The sequence below is a fragment of the Inquilinus ginsengisoli genome, assembly GCF_050434925.1.
Lineage (GTDB): Bacteria > Pseudomonadota > Alphaproteobacteria > DSM-16000 > Inquilinaceae > Inquilinus > Inquilinus ginsengisoli_B.
In genome coordinates, this window is the sequence record NZ_JBNDJK010000001.1 from 4,002,743 (window position 1) to 4,020,682 (window position 17,940).

16 protein-coding genes are annotated in these 17,940 nt (G+C 69.4%); 5 read left to right on the plus strand and 11 right to left on the minus strand.

The window, feature by feature from the left end:
* Window positions 1-2 precede the first annotated feature (2 nt).
* The gene (locus tag QFZ27_RS19070) at window positions 3-1,355 is read right to left on the minus strand and encodes an ABC1 kinase family protein (protein ID WP_429227955.1); all 1,353 of its coding nucleotides are present in this window, start codon (window positions 1,353-1,355) and stop codon (window positions 3-5) included.
* A 442-nt stretch (window positions 1,356-1,797) separates the two neighbouring features.
* Between QFZ27_RS19070 and QFZ27_RS19075 the strand changes: the two genes are divergently transcribed.
* Window positions 1,798-5,292 carry an indolepyruvate ferredoxin oxidoreductase family protein gene (locus QFZ27_RS19075; RefSeq protein WP_429227956.1) on the plus strand — a complete coding sequence of 1,165 codons (3,495 nt, stop codon included), beginning with the start codon at window positions 1,798-1,800 and terminating at the stop codon, window positions 5,290-5,292.
* A 20-nt stretch (window positions 5,293-5,312) separates the two neighbouring features.
* Here the strand turns inward: QFZ27_RS19075 and QFZ27_RS19080 are convergent, their stop codons facing one another.
* The 8 genes from QFZ27_RS19080 to QFZ27_RS19115 form a co-directional block, all read right to left on the minus strand.
* A complete protein-coding gene (locus tag QFZ27_RS19080) occupies window positions 5,313-5,723 on the minus strand; it encodes a PIN domain-containing protein (RefSeq protein WP_429227957.1) in 411 nt (136 codons plus the stop codon).
* Window positions 5,724-5,725: 2 nt separating this feature from the next.
* Window positions 5,726-5,962, minus strand: coding sequence for a hypothetical protein (locus tag QFZ27_RS19085; protein ID WP_429227959.1), 237 nt, complete (start codon window positions 5,960-5,962; stop codon window positions 5,726-5,728).
* A gap of 47 nt (window positions 5,963-6,009) precedes the next feature.
* Window positions 6,010-7,167, minus strand: a complete 1,158-nt coding sequence (locus tag QFZ27_RS19090) for a helix-turn-helix transcriptional regulator (protein ID WP_429227961.1) — start codon at window positions 7,165-7,167, stop codon at window positions 6,010-6,012.
* Window positions 7,168-7,536: 369 nt separating this feature from the next.
* Window positions 7,537-8,253: a helix-turn-helix transcriptional regulator gene (locus QFZ27_RS19095; protein ID WP_429227962.1), complete on the minus strand. Its 717-nt coding sequence runs from the start codon at window positions 8,251-8,253 to the stop codon at window positions 7,537-7,539.
* 35 nt (window positions 8,254-8,288) lie between these two features.
* A complete protein-coding gene (locus tag QFZ27_RS19100) occupies window positions 8,289-8,498 on the minus strand; it encodes a hypothetical protein (RefSeq protein ID WP_429227963.1) in 210 nt (69 codons plus the stop codon).
* Between the two features lie 239 nt (window positions 8,499-8,737).
* Entirely contained in the window at window positions 8,738-10,798 is a 2,061-nt protein-coding gene (locus tag QFZ27_RS19105) for a DUF4139 domain-containing protein (RefSeq protein ID WP_429227964.1), read from the minus strand.
* 242 nt (window positions 10,799-11,040) lie between these two features.
* On the minus strand, window positions 11,041-11,505 hold the full coding sequence (locus tag QFZ27_RS19110; protein WP_429227965.1) for a hypothetical protein: 465 nt from the start codon (window positions 11,503-11,505) through the stop codon (window positions 11,041-11,043).
* A gap of 177 nt (window positions 11,506-11,682) precedes the next feature.
* A complete protein-coding gene (locus tag QFZ27_RS19115; RefSeq protein ID WP_429227966.1) occupies window positions 11,683-12,126 on the minus strand; it encodes a hypothetical protein in 444 nt (147 codons plus the stop codon).
* A 220-nt stretch (window positions 12,127-12,346) separates the two neighbouring features.
* On the opposite strand from QFZ27_RS19115, the gene QFZ27_RS19120 reads away from it, so the two are divergent.
* The 4 genes from QFZ27_RS19120 to QFZ27_RS19135 all read left to right on the plus strand — a co-directional run bounded on the left by QFZ27_RS19120 (window position 12,347) and on the right by QFZ27_RS19135 (window position 16,112).
* Window positions 12,347-13,513 (plus strand): Re/Si-specific NAD(P)(+) transhydrogenase subunit alpha, encoded by a 1,167-nt coding sequence (locus QFZ27_RS19120; protein ID WP_429227967.1) that lies wholly within the window; start codon window positions 12,347-12,349, stop codon window positions 13,511-13,513.
* A 12-nt stretch (window positions 13,514-13,525) separates the two neighbouring features.
* Entirely contained in the window at window positions 13,526-13,927 is a 402-nt protein-coding gene (locus tag QFZ27_RS19125) for a proton-translocating transhydrogenase family protein (protein WP_429227968.1), read from the plus strand.
* A gap of 49 nt (window positions 13,928-13,976) precedes the next feature.
* Window positions 13,977-15,368 (plus strand): NAD(P)(+) transhydrogenase (Re/Si-specific) subunit beta, encoded by a 1,392-nt coding sequence (locus QFZ27_RS19130; RefSeq protein WP_429227969.1) that lies wholly within the window; start codon window positions 13,977-13,979, stop codon window positions 15,366-15,368.
* A gap of 210 nt (window positions 15,369-15,578) precedes the next feature.
* Complete coding sequence (locus tag QFZ27_RS19135) at window positions 15,579-16,112, plus strand: cupin domain-containing protein (RefSeq protein WP_429227970.1); 534 nt, start codon at window positions 15,579-15,581, stop codon at window positions 16,110-16,112.
* A gap of 217 nt (window positions 16,113-16,329) precedes the next feature.
* Here QFZ27_RS19135 and QFZ27_RS19140 read toward each other — a convergent pair whose 3' ends face one another.
* Together QFZ27_RS19140 and ypfJ are read right to left on the minus strand one after the other, a co-directional pair.
* Window positions 16,330-16,980, minus strand: coding sequence for a hypothetical protein (locus tag QFZ27_RS19140; protein ID WP_429227971.1), 651 nt, complete (start codon window positions 16,978-16,980; stop codon window positions 16,330-16,332).
* A 96-nt stretch (window positions 16,981-17,076) separates the two neighbouring features.
* Window positions 17,077-17,916 (minus strand): KPN_02809 family neutral zinc metallopeptidase, encoded by an 840-nt coding sequence (gene ypfJ / locus QFZ27_RS19145; protein WP_429227972.1) that lies wholly within the window; start codon window positions 17,914-17,916, stop codon window positions 17,077-17,079.
* Between the last annotated feature and the right edge of the window lie 24 nt (window positions 17,917-17,940).

Below are 17,940 nucleotides of genomic sequence, written 5' to 3' on the forward strand. Positions count from 1 at the left end.
CGTCAGGCGCCCGCCACCGGCGCCGTCAGGCCGTGCTTTTTCAGGATCGTGGCCTGCCGTTTGGCCAGGGTGGCCTGGTCGAAATCGGCGATCAGCTCGTTGAACAGGGTGTGCCAGTTCACCCGGGCCTTGAGGTGGATGAACACCGAGCCGAGGCCGAGCGCCGCCCGGTCCATGAACACGAATTCGCGCGGCACCTCGATCCCGCCGACCCGGCGCAGCTCCTTGTGCACCTGCTCGGCGGTCTCGCGGCCATAGACGCCGTTCTTTGCCTCGCCGATCAGCCGCACCTTGTTCTCCAGGATCGGGCCGTACAGGAAGCCGGCCCAGACGTTCAGCACGTCGGCCAGCTCATTGGTCATGTTCTTGAAGCCCCAGGTCTTGTAGGCCTCGACCGCGCGGTCACGGTCATTGGTCTCCAGCGCCCGATACAGCTCGATCACCCCGCCGACGAAGCTGGGCGGGAACACCCGGACGCAGCCGAAATCCATCAGGTTGATCGAATCGTCCGGCCGCACCGAATAGTTGCCGAGATGCGGGTCGCCGTGGATCACGCCGTAATAGTACAGCGGCACGTACCAGGCGCGGAACATGTTCAGGGCCAGCTGGGCCCGCTGCTCCTCGCTGCCCTCGACGAAGGTCAGGATCTTCTTGCCGTCCTGCCAGGTGGTGGTCAGCAGCCGCCTGGTCGACAGCTCCGGCACCACCTCCGGCACATGCACGTTCGGCTCCTTCGCCAGCATCTCGGAATAAAGCTGCGAGTGCCGGGCCTCGAGCGCATAGTCCAGCTCCTCGCGCAGCCGCTCCGAGATCTCGGCGTGGATCTGCTTGGTCGAGACGGTCTTGTCGTAGCGCTCGAAGATGCCGAGGATCAGCTTCAGCTGCTTCAGGTCGGCCTCGACCGCCGACTGCATGTCCGGATATTGCAGCTTGCAGGCCAGGCGCCGTCCGTCGAGCCCGACCGCCTTGTGCACCTGGCCCAGCGAGGCCGCGGCCGCCGCCTCGTGCTCGAAGCTCTGGAATTTCGACTGCCAAGCCGGGCCCAGCTCGCTCGCCATCCGGCGCTTGACGAAGGGCCAGCCCATCGACGGCGCGTCGGCCTGCAGATGCTGCAGCTCCTGCGCATATTCCTTCGGCACCGCCTCCGGAATGGTGGACAGCATCTGCGCCACCTTCATCAGCGGGCCCTTCAGCCCGCCCAGCGCCGCCCGCAGCTCGTTGGCATGCGCCTCGCGATCGACCTTGAGGCCGAGATAGCGCTCGCCCGCCACCCGGGCGGCCAAGCCGCCCATGGCGCCGGAGACGCGGGCGTAGCGGCGAAGGCGTCCGCCGAAACTGTTCTCTTCGTCGGCCATGGATCCACCGGAGGTCGCGCGGCCGGGCCCGGCCGCCCGACCTATCTAGGGACACAAGGCCGATCCGTCACCCCCGGCGGTGTCGCATGTGTCCCGATTGAGGGCTCCGGGGTAAGGAAGAGACTTCCCCTAAACTGTCATCGCCGGGCTTGACCCGGCGATCCAGGGGCCACCCAGAGCGGCATCGGCATTCCCTGGATGCCCGGGTCAAGCCCGGCATGACAGAGTAAGGAACCCGTGCGCGGCCATCGGGCATGAGGCGGGTTCGTTTCCGTCGCGTTTTCGGCAAAGCCGGACATCTTGGATCAAGGACAGCAATACTGTCGGTTTCCCGTTGCTTTCTTACCATCGTAGCCCTGGTGCGATTGTCCCCGGAGCGAAAGAAGATTACCTATTGAGGAGTGGCCGCGGCGACAGATCGGCGGCCTTTCGGGAGGCATCGATGACGGCAACGGCGCTTGCTTCCGTGAGCCTCGAGGACAAATACACCCTCGACTCCGGCCGCATCTATCTCACCGGCATCCAGGCGCTGGTCCGCCTGCCCTTGATGCAGCGCCGGCGCGACGAAGCCGCCGGGCTGAACACCGCCTGCTTCATCTCCGGCTATCGCGGCTCGCCGCTCGGCGGCTACGACCAGGCGCTGTGGGCGGCGCGCAAATTCCTGCAGAAGCAGAATATCGAGTTCCAGCCCGGGCTGAACGAGGATCTCGGCGCCACCGCGGTCTGGGGCAGCCAGCAGGTCGGGCTGTGGCCCGGTGCCAAGCATGACGGCGTGTTCGGCATCTGGTACGGCAAGGGCCCGGGCGTCGACCGCACCGGCGACGTGCTGAAGCACGCCAACTTCGCCGGCACCTCGCAGTTCGGCGGCGTCCTGGCCCTGGCCGGCGACGACCATGCCTGCAAATCCTCGACCGTGCCGCACCAGTCCGAGCACGCCTTCATCGCCCATATGATGCCGGTGCTGAACCCGACCAACGTCCAGGAGATCCTGGATTACGGCCTCTATGGCTGGGCGATGAGCCGCTATTCCGGCCTGTGGGTCGGCTTCAAGACCATCGCCGAGAACGTCGACAGCTCGGCCTCGGTGCATGTCGACCCGAACCGGGTCCAGATCGTGCTGCCCGAGGATTTCGCGATGCCGCCCGGCGGGCTGAACATCCGCTGGCCCGACCCGCCGCTGGTGCAGGAAGAGCGGCTGATGCGCGACAAGCTGTACGCCGCGCTCGCCTTCGCCCGCGCCAACAGGCTCGACCACCTGGTCTATGACAGCGGCCGGCACCGCTTCGGCATCGTCACCACCGGCAAATCCTATCTCGACGTCCGCCAGGCGCTCGACGACCTCGGCATCGACCGGGCGCTGGCGGCGCAGCTGGGCATCTGCATCTACAAGGTCGGCATGCCCTGGCCGCTGGAGCCGACTGGGGTGCGCGCTTTCGCCGAAGGCCTCGACGAGCTGATCGTGGTCGAGGAGAAGCGCGCCCTGATCGAGAACCAGCTGAAGGAGCAGCTGTACAACTGGCAGGCCGACAAGCGGCCGGTGATCGTCGGCAAGTTCGACGAGAAGCGGGAGTGGATCCTGCCCTCGACCGGCGAGCTGACGCCGGCGCAGATCGCGGTCGCCATCGGCAAGCGCCTGCTGAAATACCTCGACCATCCCGGCCTGGCCGAGCGCGTCCGCTACCTGGAGGAGCGCGAGGGCCAGAAGAAGATCGTCAAGGCCGCGGTCGACCGGGTGCCGTTTTTCTGCTCCGGCTGCCCGCACAACACCTCGACCCGGGTGCCCGAGGGCAGCCGCGCCTTGGCCGGCATCGGCTGCCACTACATGGCGACCTGGATGCCCGACCGCAAAGCCGAGACCTTCAGCCAGATGGGCGGCGAGGGCGCGGCGTGGATCGGCCAGGCGCCGTTCACCGACACCAAGCACGTCTTCGTCAATCTCGGCGACGGCACCTATTTCCACTCCGGCAGCCTGGCCATCCGCGCGGCGCTGGCCGCGGGCGTCAACGCCACCTACAAGATCCTGTTCAACGACGCCGTGGCGATGACCGGCGGCCAGCCGGTGGACGGCACCCTGACCGTGCCGATGATCGCGGCCCAGCTGAAGGCCGAGGGCGTCCAGACCCTGGTCGTGGTCACCGACCGGCCGGAGATCTATGGCGAGGCGGGGACGCAGAGCAAGCTGCTGCCCGCGGGCGTGCCGGTCGAGCACCGCGACGAGCTCGACCACGTCCAGCAGCGGCTGCGCGACACGCCCGGCGTCTCGGTGATGATCTACGACCAGACCTGCGCCGCCGAGAAGCGCCGTCGCCGCAAGCGCGGCCTGATGGAGGACCCGGCCCGCCGGGTGGTGATCAACGAGGCGGTGTGCGAGGGCTGCGGCGACTGCTCGAAGGTCTCGAACTGCCTGTCAGTGGTGCCGGTGGAGACCGAGTTCGGCCGCAAGCGGGCGATCGACCAGTCCAGCTGCAACAAGGACTATTCCTGCGTCAACGGCTTCTGCCCGTCCTTTGTCTCGGTGCTGGGCGGAAGCTTGCGCAAGCCGAAGCCCGCTGCGGAGAACAAGACCGACCTGTTCCCGGCGTTGCCGGAGCCTGATCTGCCGTCGCTCGACCAGCCCTACGGCATCATGATCACCGGCATCGGCGGCACCGGCGTCATCACCATCGGCGCATTGCTGGGCATGGCCTCGCATCTCGAGGGCAAGGGCGTCTCGGTGCTCGACCAGGCCGGGCTGGCCCAGAAGGGCGGCGCCGTGGTCAGCCATGTCCGCATCGCCCGCGATCCCACGGAGATCCACGCCGTGCGCATCGCCGCAGGCGGCGCCAGGCTGATGCTGGGCTGCGACCTGGTGGTCGCGGCCTCGGGCGAGGCCCAGTCGAAGATCCATCCGGGCCTGACCCGGCAGGTGGTGAACAGCCACGAGACCATCACCGGCGCCTTCACCCGCAACCCGGACTTCGTCGTCCCCGGCAAGTCGATGCTGGAGGCGGTGGCCAAGAACGGCGGCGACCCGAAGCTGCTGGACACGGTCGACGCCACCCGCCTGGCCACCGCGCTGCTCGGCGACAGCATCGCCACCAACCTGTTCATGCTCGGCTACGCCTGGCAGAAAGGGCTGGTGCCGGTGTCACACGAGGCGCTGGAGCGGGCGATCGAGCTGAACGGCACCGCGGTCGCCATGAACAAGGCCGCCTTCCTGTGGGGCCGCCGCGCCGCCCACGACCTCGCCAGGGTCGAGCGGCTGGCCACGCCGCCGCAGGAGCAGGGGCACCGGCTATCGCGCACGCTGGACGAGGCGATCGCCCGCCGGGTCGAGCAGTTGACCGCCTATCAGGACGCCGCCTATGCCGCTCGCTTCAGCACGCTGGTCGGCAAGGTGCGGGCCGCGGAAGCGAAGCTGGGCCGCGAGGACCTGACCGACGCGGTGGCGCGCAACTACTACAAGCTGCTGGCCTACAAGGACGAGTACGAGGTCGCCCGGCTGTACACCGACGGCAGCTTCCTGAAGCAGATCGAGGCGCAGTTCGAGGGCGACTACAAGCTGCAGTTCCATCTGGCTCCGCCGAACTTCTCCGAGAAGGACCCGGACACCGGCCATCTGAAGAAGCGCGCTTTCGGCCCCTGGATGTTGAAGGCGTTCAAGCTGCTGGCGCGGATGAAGCGGCTGCGCGGCACCGCCCTCGACCCGTTCGGCCGGACCGAGGAGCGCAAGACCGAGCGGCAGCTGATTGCCGACTACGAGGCGGTGGTGGAGGAGCTGCTGGCCCGGCTGGGGCCGGACACCCACGCCGTCTGCGTCGCCATCGCCCGCGTGCCGGAGCAGATCCGCGGTTACGGCCACATCAAGGACGAGGCCCTGGACAAGGCCAAGGCGCGCGAGGCCGAGCTGCTGGCCACCCTGCGCACCCCGGCCGCGCCGAAGCTGGCGGCGGAGTAGGGGCCTTCAGACGCGGGACGTCACCGGAACGGATTGATGATGGTGACGCCGTCGACGGTGCGGCCGTGCGACAGGTCTTCCGAATAGAGCTCACGACAGCCGGCTGCGCGGGCCGCCGCGACAATGGCGCTGTCCCAGAAGGACAACTGGTGAAGCTTCTTCATCTCCAGCGCCGCTTTCAGGATCGCGACGGTGTTCTCCTGGATCTGGAAGCGCAGCCAGGTTCGGATCAAGCCTACCGCGATGTCGTGAGGGAGGGGATCGGGTCGTGAAGCCCTGGTCGCCTGCACGTGGAATTCCTGCAGGACCTGCACGGAAAGAACACAGTCGTCGCGATCCAGCAGGTCCAGCGCCCGGTCGCGCTTCTTCGTTTCATCCGCCGCGTTGCTGATCGAATACAGTAAGACATTCGTGTCGAGGAACGGGCCCACCTTCAGGTGCCGCGTCCGTGAATGTCGTCGCGTGACAGGCGGTCGGACGCGCGGAACGAGCGTATCGAGGCCCTCAGCTTGGCCTCCTCACGCTTCAGTCGTTCAGTTTCGCTCTCCTCCTGCGCCAGCTCATTCAGGAACTGTTTGACGAGAGCCGAGACGGAGGTGTCCCGCTCGGCGGCCTTCATGCGGGCGCGCCTATAGGTGGTGTCGTCCACGGAAACTGTGATGTTCTTCATGAGATCACAGTAACCCTATCTCGTGCGATGGATCAACCGTGGCCCGCTCAGCCGGGCGGCAGCGACGGCTGGCTGCATTGCATCAGCAAGCGGACCAACTCGGCCTGCCGGTTGGTACCGGTCTTCTCGAAGATCCGCGACAGATGGGTGCGGGCGGTGTTGTCCGAGATCGACAGGCGCCCGGCCGCAGCCTGGATGCCGTCGCCCTGGCCGATCTCGACGGCGAAGCCGGCCTCCGCCGCCGTCAGCCCGAACATCTCCTGCAGCAGGGCGGGGGCGGGCGTCGGATTGTGCTCCGGATCGATGATGAAGATAGCCACCTGGGCCTGCGGCCGGCAGTCGCCGACCCCGAACTGGCGGAGCGGGATCACGGTCAGCAGCAGGGGCCGCGCGCCGGAGGGGCGCGACAGGCGCATCCGGGTCCCGGCGGCGGCGGCGCGCGCGGCGGCATCCATGTCCGGCCGCGCGGCCCCGGCGGCGGCGGCCATGGCCACGGCATGCCGCAGCCGGCGGGTCTCCTGGGGCAGCGCCGCGGCGATACCGGCCGATCCGGCCGACAGCCCGTCGGGGCGGGCGACCAGCGCCTCGGCCCGCCGATTGAGATAGGCCGGCCGGCTTTCGGCATCGCAGAGGATCAGCCCGAGGTCGATCCGGTCGAGCACGGCCATCGCGCCGGCGAGGCGCAGATCGGCGCCGCCCAGCGTTTGGCGGAGTTCGAGGATGCGGGCGAGATGCGGCAGCACCGCCTGCAGCGCCTCGACGTCGCGGTCGGTGAAATCCGGCGCACCCAGAACCCGGCGGACGGCGACGTAGCTGCTGTGCGTCGGCGTCTGCCGCACCAGCGCCACGACCCCATAGAAGTCGCCGTTCGGCCGGACCACCTCGTTGTAGAAGTCCGATCGGATGAAATCGCGCTCGGGCTTCAGCGCCAGGCTGCGCACCGCCCGGCCCAACGGCAGCGTGGCCGCCCATGGCGCCGTCCGCGGGGCGCCGGGAGCCGACATGCGCTTCAGATGGGCCGGATCCCAGCGCCAGCCGATCATCAGGTCCGCCCGCCGCTGCGGCTGGTCCTCGACCAGCAGCGATCCGCGCTGCCCGTGAGCGGCGGCGGCGATCGCCGCGACCGCATCGGGCCAGGCATCCGGCGACGCCACGGTGTCGTAGATCCGCTGCGCCGCTTTAAGGATTGCGTCCGCCCGGTCCATCCCCCGCCTATCGGATCAGCCTCGCCGCTTCAAATTCTATCACAATTGGTGTCGTGCCGGCATGTGAGGACGCGGGATTCAGGCCAGAGTACCCAACAGGAGTCAGCCTCCGAGATGCTCGACCAGGATCAGGTCTATCCCGCCCAGCACCTCGGCCAGCCGGCCGCGCCGAGTCCAGGCTGGTGGCGATGCCCGCGATGGCCGCTCAATGGCCTGTTCGGGCCGGTCGTCTGAGGCGCCGGTCAGCGGAAGAACAGCCAGATCAGGATCAGGAGCGGGATCGGAATCCCAAGCAGCCAGAGCAGGATGTAGCGCACGCGACGTCTCCGGTTCGTTCGGCCGTCGACGCCCTGGTTCGGGCGGCGGCCTCTAGGAAGCGGAACGGGGGCTCGCCGCCTTCAGTTCCTCCGCCTCGCGCCACTCACGCTCGCGATCGAGGTAGTCCTGGAGGGTGCGGCCGCTGACCGGCTCGAACCGCTCCTCCAGCGTCTCCAGCGTGTCGATCCGGTCGAGACGGAAGCTGCGGAAATCCTGGCGCAGCTCGCACCAGGCGGTGGCGGTCCAGCGGTTGCCCCAGAAGAACAGGCCGAGCGGATGCACGATCCGCTCGCTGGTCGCCTCCGGCGCGCTGTAGTGCAGCCGCAGCTTGTGCCGCTCGGCGATCGCCAGGCGGATCGGCTCCATCAGCTCCAGCGGGTAGGGGCGATGGGCCGGGGCGTGGATCGGGACCTCGTCGAGCGAGGCGGCGCTGGCCTCCGGCAGAACGCCGGAGATCTTGCGCGCGGCGTTGCCGGCGGCACGGGCCAGGGCCGGGTCGGTCCAGGCCGCCACCATGCGGGCGCCCAGGCTCAGCGCCAGCAGCTCCTCGGCGGTGAACTGCACCGGCGGCGGCTCGAAGCCGCGGCGCAGCCGGTAGCCGACGCCGGCCTCGCCGTCGATCGGCGCGCCGCTGGCCAGCAGGTCCGCCATGTCGCGGTAGACCGTGCGCTCGGAGACCTCGAGCGCCTGCGACAGCTGCAGCGCCGTGACCAGGCTGCGGCCGCGCATCAACAGCAGGATCTGGATCAGGCGATCGGCTCGGCGCATCGGCGGGAGGCCCGCCGAAGGGGCAGGCGGCAGGGTCAGAGGGAACGGCTCCCGCAGTGATAGAGCTGAACGCCCGGTCCGTCGATGACCTGCATGCAGCGGCCGGCATCGGCACCGACCGCGCCATCCAGCCCGCCGATCGTCGGGCGGCTGCCCTCCGCCGCGTCGACCACGGTCTCGACTGCGGTCTCGGGCGCGATGCCCGGCCGGGCCCGGAACAGCACGATCTCGGTGACGAAGGCCATGCATGTCTCTCCATCCGTGAGGCCCTTGCCGGGCCATCGATGATGGGAGAATACGACACCCCTCCTGACAGTATCCTGTCAGGAGGGGTGTTCAATCGCACAAAACAATTCCCGTCATGGCGAGCCCCGAAGGGGCGCGGCCATCGAGCGGCTCGATCTCTGGATGGCCACGTCGGCTTCGCCTCCTCGCCATGACGGCTTTGGAAATGCGGGCGGGTCGAGAACTCCCGCCGCTGCCGTCAGATGTTCAGCTTGCGCACCGACTGGCGGAACGCCGCCCGCGCCGTGTCGACTGCCTTGCGCGCCTTGGCGAGATCGGTGCCGACCTGCTCCAGCTCGCTCTCGCTGTCGTTCAGCTTGCCGAGATAGCGCTGGAACAGGTCGCTGTCCTTCGGCACGGCGCCGATGTTCTGGCGCAGCCGCGCCTGCTCCCGGGCGATCTCGCCCTGGCGCTGGTCCAGCCGTCCGGCCTCGGCCTCGTGGTCGCGGATCACCGCCAGCTGGCCGGCCAGCTCCGCCATCGCCTGGCGCACCTTGGCCGGCAGGGTGCGGTCCTCGGCCCAGGCGGCGATCTGGTCGTCGGCGTCCTCGGCCAGGTCGATGCTCTGCGCCAGCGGCTGCTCCTGCGTCACCGTCACGGTCTCAGTCTTGCCGGCGGCCACCGCCTGGCGGATGCGGTACTGGCCGGCGACGATCTCCACCCCCTTCTTCTCTAGGCCCTGCGCCGGCTCGGTGAGGGTCCAGCCCTCGTAGCGCGGCGTCTGCAGCAGCACCGTGCGGTCCTCGCCGGCGGCGCCGGTGACGGCGTAGGTGACGCTGGCGCGCTGGGTGGTGGTCAGCTCCAGCACCCCGTCGACGATGCGGGCGCGGGCCAGCGTGTCGTCGCGCTTGTCCTCGCGGTCGACCGTCACCTTCTGGTCGACGGCGAAGCTGACCAGCCGGGTCTCGCCGGCCGGCAGCGCGCCCAGCCGGGCGTCGCCGACATAGGACACTCCGTCGGCGCCGCGCTCGTAGAGCGTCAGCACGCCGGGCGGCAGGCCGGTCTGGCCGTCATTCTTCAGGTCGACCGCGGCCAGCGGATGCTTCGGCTCGGTCTGCGGCAGATACAGGTCGACCCGGCCGGCCGGGATCTCGCGGTCGATGATCGGCACCAGCAGGGAATGGCCGGCGGCGACGGTCACCGGCTCCGGCAGGCGGAAGGTGACCTGGGTCGCAGTCTCGCCCGATTCGGCCGCGGTGACCTTGGCCAGCCCCTGCGGCTGACCCGCATAGGCTTGCGCGACGATCGCCTCCTCGGCCGGGGCGGCCATCATCCGGTCCATCATCGCCATCGGCGCCGGCGGGGCCGCCCCCGAGGCGGCCGCATCGCCACGGCCTTCCCCATCGGCATCGCGGGCGCGCTCGTCGACCGGCGGCAGCACGCGGCCCGCCACCTCGACCGGCACCTCCGGCCGCGCCACGGTGTAGCTCTGGTACAGCGCCTGGCGGAAGGTGACCGGGTTGCCGGAGACCACGGTCAGGTCGACCCCGTCCCAATCGGCGCCGCTCATATTCTCCAGCACCGCCCAGCCCTGCAGTGCCGCCGTCTCCGCCTTCGGGTCGGCGGCCAGGGTCAGGCGGTAGCTGGTCTTCCACAGCGGTGCCTCGACGACATAGCCGACGCGCAGCGTGCGCTCGCCATCGCCGGTGGCGCGGATTGCCAGGGTGCGCCGGTCCTTGGCCGAATCGCGGGCCAGCGCGGCCAGCGCCGCATCCAGCTTGGCCTGCAGCGCCGGGTCGGCGAATTGCAGCCCGTCCGCCTCTTCCAGCAGGAACTGGCGCACCCCGCCCGTGGTCATCAGGCTGACGCGGTGGCGGGTGATCTGGGCGTCGTCCTTGTCCTTCGCCGTCTCGGGCACCACCGACAGGATGCGGCCGGACACGCCGCGGGCGCCCTCGACCCGGACCTCGGCGCCGCGCAGCGCGTTCAGCAGGTCGGCGGGGGAGGCCAGCGCCTCCGGCCCGAACGGCATCTCGCGGAACGCGGCGGCCAGAGGCTCGCGTCCGGGCAGGCTGATCTCGCCGATGCCGCCCTTGTCGTCATAGACGACGATGCTCTTCATCACGTCGTCGACCTGGTCCAGCGGCACGGCCAGGTCCAGGGTCTCGTTGCCGGTGACCTTGGCCTCGTATTCGAAGTAGCCGACGCCGCCGGTCGACAGCAGCACGCGCTTCAGCGCCAGCGGCTCGGCGGCGAAGGCCGGCATGGCCAGGAACGCCGCGGCGGCGAAGGCCGGCAAGGCGAGGCGGATCGGAGTCATGCGGGTCCCCCTTCAGGATCGAGGACCCGACCTTGCGGGGCGATCATGGCGACGCCGCGGCCATGTGCGGCCGAGCGTGGCGGAAAGAAGTCCGCTGCGAGAGCCCGTCCGAGACTGCGCGGTGTGAGTCGGCTGGCGGTGGCTTCGAGAACCGGCGCGCAGCGGACGTTTAAGTCCGTGAGCACCGGAAGCGCAGAAGCCGCCGTCAGACGGCCGCACCAGTAGCAGTATCGGATGGGCTCTCAGTCGAAGGGCCAGCCGTTATTGTTATTGTTGCCGCGGCGGTTGCCGCGCCGGCTGCAGTCGTTGGTGTCGGTGCCGTCGGTGCAGCGGTTGGTGCCGCCGTAGCGGCCTTCGTCGCAGACGCCGTTATTGGCGCGGCGGCAGCTGTTCGGGCCGTGGTCGCGGTCGCGGCTGGCATAGCCGCGGCAATCGGCGGTGTCGGTGCCGTCGTCGCAGCGGTTGCTGCCGCCGTAGCGGCCCTCGTCGCACTCGCCGTCATAGGCGCGGCGGCAGCTGTTGGCGCGGTCGTTGCGGTCGCCGCGATTGCGGTTGTCGATGCGGGTGTAGCCGCCGTCGCTGTAGCCACCGTCGCCGTAGTAGCCGTTGTCGAAGATGCCGCTGCCGTAGGAGCCGTCCTGGGGGACACAGGCGATCGCGCCGATGGCGACGGCGGTCAGGGCAAGGGTGCGCAGGAAGCTGGACAAGGGCGGTTCCTCGAAGGTTGTCGACGGCCGCGCCGGACGCCCGGCGATGCGGCGTCGAAAACAAGGAGCGACCCCCTCTCCGGGTTCCGTTGTTTCGGGTGGAAGGAGCGTGGACGGCGGCCAGGCTCAGGCGGCAGCTGGCCGTCTGCCGCCAAGCCTGGCGGAAAGAGGGCCCGGCTAGTTGCCGAACAGGTCGCCGAACGGCTGATCGTTGTTGCTGCGCCGGCTGTAGCCGCCCTGTTGCCCACCCCGGCAATCGGCGGTGTCGGTGCCGTCGTCGCATTTGTTGGTGCCGTCGTACTGGCCTTCGTCGCAGACGCCGTTGAAGGCGCGGCGGCAGCTGTTGCCGCGGTCGCGATCCTGATTGCGGCCGGCGTAGCGCCGGCAGTCATTGGTGTCGGTGCCGTCGTCACATCTGTTGGAGCCGCCGTAGCGGCCTTCGTCGCATTCGCCGTTGTTGGCGCGGCGGCAGGAATTGGCGTTGCGGTCGCGTTGGCCGGTTTGATAGCCGCCGTTATTGTCGTAACCGGAGTTGCCGTAGTTGCCGCCATCCTGGGGCACGCAGGCGATGGCGCCGACGGCGATGGCGGTGAGGGCGAGGGTACGCAGGAAGGTCGTCACGGAGAGTTCCTCCAGACCGTTTCTGTGCGACGTCCAACCCCGATCACTCAAAGCGAGACGGCGTGTGATAACCCAATAGGCAATTCCCGCTTTGGGTTCCTCTGTTTCAGTTGGAAGGATCGTGGACAGCGGGCGGGGGCCTGAGGCATGGTCGGACGTTGCGTCGCCGCGGGGAAAAACTTGCGGATCCATCGCCGGAAACGCGAAGGGAGAACGATCCATGCGGATAGGTGTGTTGCGTGAGCGGCGGGACGGCGAGCGCCGTGTGGCGGCGACGGTGGACAGCGTGAAGAAGCTGGTGGCGCTGGGCGCGACGGTGGTGGTGGAGACCGGCGCCGGGCTGGGCAGTGCGGTGACGGACGATGCGTATCGCGCGGCGGGGGCCGAGGTTGCGCCGGATGCGGCAGCCGCTCTCGCGGGCGCCGATGTGGTGCTGAAGGTGCGCCGCCCGCTGCGGGCCGGCGAGGGCGAGGTCGACGAGCTTTCGCTGATCCCGCGCGGGGCGACCCTGATCGGCGTGCTGGAGCCCTATGACGACGCCGACAGCCTGGCGGCATACGCCGAGGCCGGGATCGAGAGCTTCGCGCTGGAGCTGGTGCCGCGGATCACGCGGGCGCAGGCGATGGACGTGCTGTCGAGCCAGGCCAACCTGGCGGGCTACCGGGCGGTGCTGGAGGCGGCGTCGGTGTTCGGCCGGGCCTTCCCGATGATGATGACGGCGGCGGGCACGGTGCCGCCGGCGCGGGTGCTGGTGATGGGCGCGGGCGTGGCGGGCCTGCAGGCGATCGCGACGGCGCGGCGGCTGGGGGCGGTGGTGTCGGCGACGGATGTGCGCCCGGCGGCGAAGGAGCAGGTGCAGTCGCTGGGGGCCAGCTTCGTCGCGGTCGAGGATGAGGAGTTCAAGGCGGCCGAGACGGCGGGCGGCTACGCCAAGGAGATGTCGGCGGAATACCGGGCCAAGCAGGCGGCGCTGATCGCCGAGACGGTGAAGAAGCAGGACATCGTGATCTGCACCGCGCTGATCCCCGGCCGCAAGGCGCCGGTCTTGATGGACGAGGCGATGGTGCGGTCGATGAAGCCCGGCTCGGTGATCGTGGATCTCGCGGCGGAGCGCGGCGGCAACTGCGCCCTGACCAAGCCGGGCGAGGTGATCGAGGACCAGGGCGTCACCATCGTCGGCCACCGCAACGTGCCGGGCCGGATCGCGACCGATGCTTCGGCGCTCTATGCCCGCAATCTCGTCGCCTTCCTGACGCCCTTGGTCGACAAGGCGAGCCAGGCGCTGAAGGTGGACGGATCGGACCAGATCGTGGCGGCGACGCGGCTGACCTCGGGGGGGCGTGTGGTGCATCCGGGCTTCGGCGGCCAGGCCGAGCAGGCGGCGTAAGGGAGCGGGCAGATGGCGACAGAGGAACTCGCGCAAGGCGCACAGGGACTGGCCGAGGCGGCGCGGGGCCTGGCCGACCAGGCCCAGGCGCTGGCGGTGCAGGCCCAGGCAACGGTGGCACCGGCGGGGGAGCATGGCTTCTTCCTGACCGGTCTGACGGTGTTCGTGCTGGCCTGCTTCGTCGGCTATTACGTGGTGTGGCGGGTGACGCCGGCCCTGCACTCGCCCTTGATGAGCGTGACCAACGCGATCTCCTCGGTGATCGTGGTCGGGGCGCTGATCGCGGCGGGGCCGGCGGTGATCGGGGCGTCGAGCCTGCTCGGCGCGCTGGCGGTGCTCTTGGCCTCGGTCAACATCTTCGGGGGCTTCCTGGTGACGCGCCGGATGCTGGCGATGTACCGGAAGAAGGGCTGATCCAGCCCGTACAGGCGACAATCCGAGACGAGAAGTGCGAGGGGACGCGATGACGAGCCTGGCGGTGCTGGCGTATCTGGTGGCGGCGGTGTGCTTCATCATGGCGCTGCGGGGCCTGTCGAGCCCGGTGACGAGCCGGCAGGGGAACCTGTTCGGCATGGCGGGGATGGCGATCGCGGTGGCGACGACGCTGATCCTGGTGCCGCAGGTGCGGAACTACTGGCTGATCGTGCCGGCGATCGCGATCGGCGGCGGCATCGGCTATGTGGTGGCGCAGCGGATCCAGATGACGGCGCTGCCGCAGCTGGTGGCGGCGTTCCACAGCCTGGTCGGGCTGGCGGCGGTGTGCGTGGCGGCGGCGGCGTTCCTCGACCCCGCGGCCTACAATATCGGCACGCCGGGCGCGATCCATGTCGGCAGCCTGATCGAGATGGCGCTGGGGGCGGCGATCGGGGCGATCACCTTCACCGGCTCGCTGGTGGCCTTCGCCAAGCTGCAGGGGCTGGTCACGGGCAAGCCGCTGGTGTTCCCGCTGCAGCACCCGCTGAACGCCGGCCTGGGCCTGCTGATCCTGCTGCTGATCGTGTGGATGTGCGCCGGCCAGTCGGGGGCGGCGTTCCTGCTCTTGATCCTGGTGGCGCTGGCGCTCGGCTTCCTGCTGATCCTGCCGATCGGCGGGGCGGACATGCCGGTGGTGGTGTCGATGCTGAACAGCTATTCCGGCTGGGCGGCGGCGGGCATCGGCTTCACCCTGCAGAACAACCTCTTGATCGTGACCGGCGCGCTGGTCGGGTCGTCGGGCGCCATCCTCAGCTACATCATGTGCAAGGGGATGAACCGGTCGATCATCAACGTCATCCTGGGCGGCTTCGGCGGCGAGGCGGCCTCGGCGGCGGCGGGACCGGCGGGCGACCGTGCGGTGAAGCAGGGCTCGGCGGAGGATGCGGCCTTCGTAATGAAGAATGCGCGCTCGGTGATCATCGTGCCCGGCTACGGCATGGCGGTGGCGCAGGCGCAGCACGCGCTCCGGGAGATGTCGGACCTGCTGAAGAAGGAAGGCGTGGATGTGCGCTATGCCATCCACCCGGTGGCGGGCCGCATGCCGGGGCACATGAACGTGCTCCTGGCCGAAGCCAACGTGCCCTATGACGAGGTGTTCGAGCTGGAGGAGATCAACCGCGACTTCGCCCAGGCCGACGTCGCCTTCGTGATCGGCGCCAACGACGTCACCAACCCGGCGGCCAAATCCGATCCGGCGAGCCCGATCTACGGCATGCCGATCCTGGACGTGGAGAACGCCAAGACGGTGCTGTTCGTGAAGCGCTCGATGGCCTCGGGCTATGCCGGGGTCGAGAACGAGCTGTTCTTCCGCGACAACACCCTCATGCTCTTCGGCGACGCCAAGAAGATGTGCGAAGACGTGGCGAAGTCGTTGGCGTGAGGCGGATCAGCGTTCGGCTCTCTCCCCTCTGCCTTGTTTTATTTGTCATCCTCGGGCTTGACCCGAGGATCCAGGGGCTTTCAAAGCCGTTCTCGGGGTCCCTGGATTGCCGGGTCAAGCCCGGCAATGACAGTTGGGGGAGGGCCACAGCCCCTTGCCGCCCGCCGCCTTCGGGCCAGACTCCTTGGGCAGCAGCCGAGGAGACAGGCCATGACCGAAGCCGATCTGGGCGTCGAGGCCCATTACTTCGAGGATGACGGCGCGGTGCCGAACAATCCGGCCCTGCCGCTCCTGGTCTATCGCCAGCCCAGCGGCCTCGGCCTCGGCGATGTCGCCACCGCGATCGAGGCGCGCTTCGGCCAGAACGGTTGGGGCAAGGGCTGGCGCAACGGCATCTACCCGTTCCACCATTTCCACAGCAACGCGCATGAGGTGCTGGGCATCGCCGGCGGCCGCGCCAAGGTGCGGTTCGGCGGCGCCTCCGGCGTGTCGCTCGAGCTGCTGGCCGGCGACGTCGTGGTGATCCCGGCCGGGGTCGGCCACAAGCGCGAGGAGGGCAGCGGGGACCTGCTGGTGATCGGCGCCTATCCCCCGGGCGAGGATCCCGATCTCGTCAGGGAAGGCGAGGGCGACGGCCGCGCCCTGCGCGACAGCATCCGCGCCGTGCCGGTGCCGGACACCGACCCGGTGCTGGGCACCGACGGGCCGCTGGTGAAGATCTGGCGCGAGGCCCAGGGCGGGTAGAGGGCTGCCCGGCGGCGGCTCATGCGGCGGAATGGATGGCTTCCCCCGGCTCAAGGCCGAGTCGCAATGATGATTTGGGAAGAGCCGCTTTCGCCAACCCCTCACCGTTATCGCGAGGCGCGGAGCGCCGTGGCGATCCAGGAATCGCGCCGTCCGCACCGGCCAGAGGCGTTGTTAACACAATGTTCATTGCGCGGGCGGAGCGGTATCGTTCATGCTATGTTCTATGAACAAGGCGCATTCCGATTCCACCCCGCAGCCAGCCGCACCGGCCCCCGCCGATGCCGGGCAGGCTGCGCGCATGCTCGACCGGCTGGCCGAGATGGCGATGGAGCGCGCCGAGGCCATGCATGTCGCCTCCCTCGCCGCGATCAAGGCCGGCGACACCGCCGCGGTCCGGGACCTGGAGCTCTCGCTCGACCGCGTCGGCCGCGGCATCCGCCACGCCCTGGCGCTCAAGGCCCATTTCGCCCGCCGCCACCGCGAGGCTGCGGACATGGCCGCTGCCGAAGCCCGCGCCCGGACCGAGGAGAAGGCGCGGCGCCGGCGCCAGGTGGCGCGGATCGTCACCAGCTCGATCGCCACCGACCCCAATTTCGACTCGGGGGAGCGGCTGCTGGCCACCACCGAGATGTGGAGGCGGCTGCTCGAGAAGGCGGACATCGACGCCGCCCTCGCCCTGGCCGATCACCCGATCGAGGAGATCATCCTCCGGCTTTGCCGCGACATGGACGTCCAGCCCGAATTCATCCTGATGGCCGACCCGGATGCCACGGCCCAGGCGCCGGCCAAGGATGACAGCGTGAACGACGAGCACGGGCTGCCCGGAACACGCGCCGGACGGCAGTTGATCGCCGCCGCAGCGCACCCTGCCAGTCGTTTCACCTGCCCCAGCCTTCCACTCTCCCCCTTGCACAAGGGGGCAGGGGGAGGGGTCTGCGTGCGTCCGCCCGCAAATGCCCTTCTACAGCGTCTTCGCCGCGAAGGTATCGCAGGTGGTCGGGTTGCCGCTGTCGAAGCCGCGGCGGAACCAGCGCACCCGCTGCTCCGAGCTGCCATGGGTGAAGCTGTCCGGCACGACATAGCCCTGGGACTGCTTCTGCAGCGCGTCGTCGCCGACCGCGGCGGCCGCCTTCATCGCGCTCTCGACATCGCCCGGCTCGATGAACCGGCTCTGCTGGTCGCCGCGCTTGGCCCAGACCCCGGCGAAGCAGTCGGCCTGCAGTTCGACCCGCACCGACAGGGCGTTGCCGTCGCCGCCCCGGCTGCGCTGCTCAGCGACCTTGTCCATGATGCCGAGCAGGTTCTGGACATGGTGGCCGACCTCATGCGCCACGACATAGGCCTCGGCGAATTTGCCCGGCGCGCCGAAGCGGCGGCTCAGCTCGTCGAAGAAGTCGGTGTCGATATAGACCATGCGGTCGCCCGGGCAGTAGAACGGCCCCATCGCCGAGCTGGCCGAGCCGCAGGCGGAGCGGGTGGCGCCGCTGAACCGCACCAGCTTCGGCGGCGCGTAGCGGCTGCCGGCCTCCTGGAAGATGGCGCCCCAGGTGTCCTCGGTGCTGCCGAGCACGGCGGCGAGGAACTGGGAGTTCTCGTCCTGCGGCGCGGGGCTGGAGGCCGTCTCGGTCTGGGACGAGCCGGGGTCGACCTGCTGCAGCAAAGCCGACGGATCGACGCCGAAGAACAGCGCCACCAGCACGATCACGATCGCGCCGATGCCGCCCACCCCGCCGACCGCGGCCGGGCGCATGCCGCGCCGGTCCTCGACATTGCTGCTGCGCCTCAGATCCTGCCACCGCATGGATGCTCTCTCCCCTGATCGCGC

Excerpts from the sequence above, each read along its gene's own strand:
- QFZ27_RS19070 (WP_429227955.1), bottom strand. The coding sequence starts at position 1,355 with ATGGCCGACGAAGAGAACAGTTTCGGCGGACGCCTTCGCCGCTACGCC.
- QFZ27_RS19075 (WP_429227956.1), top strand. The coding sequence starts at position 1,798 with ATGACGGCAACGGCGCTTGCTTCCGTGAGCCTCGAGGACAAATACACC.
- QFZ27_RS19085 (WP_429227959.1), bottom strand. The coding sequence starts at position 5,962 with ATGAAGAACATCACAGTTTCCGTGGACGACACCACCTATAGGCGCGCC.
- QFZ27_RS19090 (WP_429227961.1), bottom strand. The coding sequence starts at position 7,167 with ATGGACCGGGCGGACGCAATCCTTAAAGCGGCGCAGCGGATCTACGAC.
- QFZ27_RS19095 (WP_429227962.1), bottom strand. The coding sequence starts at position 8,253 with ATGCGCCGAGCCGATCGCCTGATCCAGATCCTGCTGTTGATGCGCGGC.
- QFZ27_RS19100 (WP_429227963.1), bottom strand. The coding sequence starts at position 8,498 with ATGGCCTTCGTCACCGAGATCGTGCTGTTCCGGGCCCGGCCGGGCATC.
- QFZ27_RS19105 (WP_429227964.1), bottom strand. The coding sequence starts at position 10,798 with ATGACTCCGATCCGCCTCGCCTTGCCGGCCTTCGCCGCCGCGGCGTTC.
- QFZ27_RS19120 (WP_429227967.1), top strand. The coding sequence starts at position 12,347 with ATGCGGATAGGTGTGTTGCGTGAGCGGCGGGACGGCGAGCGCCGTGTG.
- QFZ27_RS19125 (WP_429227968.1), top strand. The coding sequence starts at position 13,526 with ATGGCGACAGAGGAACTCGCGCAAGGCGCACAGGGACTGGCCGAGGCG.
- QFZ27_RS19130 (WP_429227969.1), top strand. The coding sequence starts at position 13,977 with ATGACGAGCCTGGCGGTGCTGGCGTATCTGGTGGCGGCGGTGTGCTTC.
- QFZ27_RS19135 (WP_429227970.1), top strand. The coding sequence starts at position 15,579 with ATGACCGAAGCCGATCTGGGCGTCGAGGCCCATTACTTCGAGGATGAC.
- ypfJ (WP_429227972.1), bottom strand. The coding sequence starts at position 17,916 with ATGCGGTGGCAGGATCTGAGGCGCAGCAGCAATGTCGAGGACCGGCGC.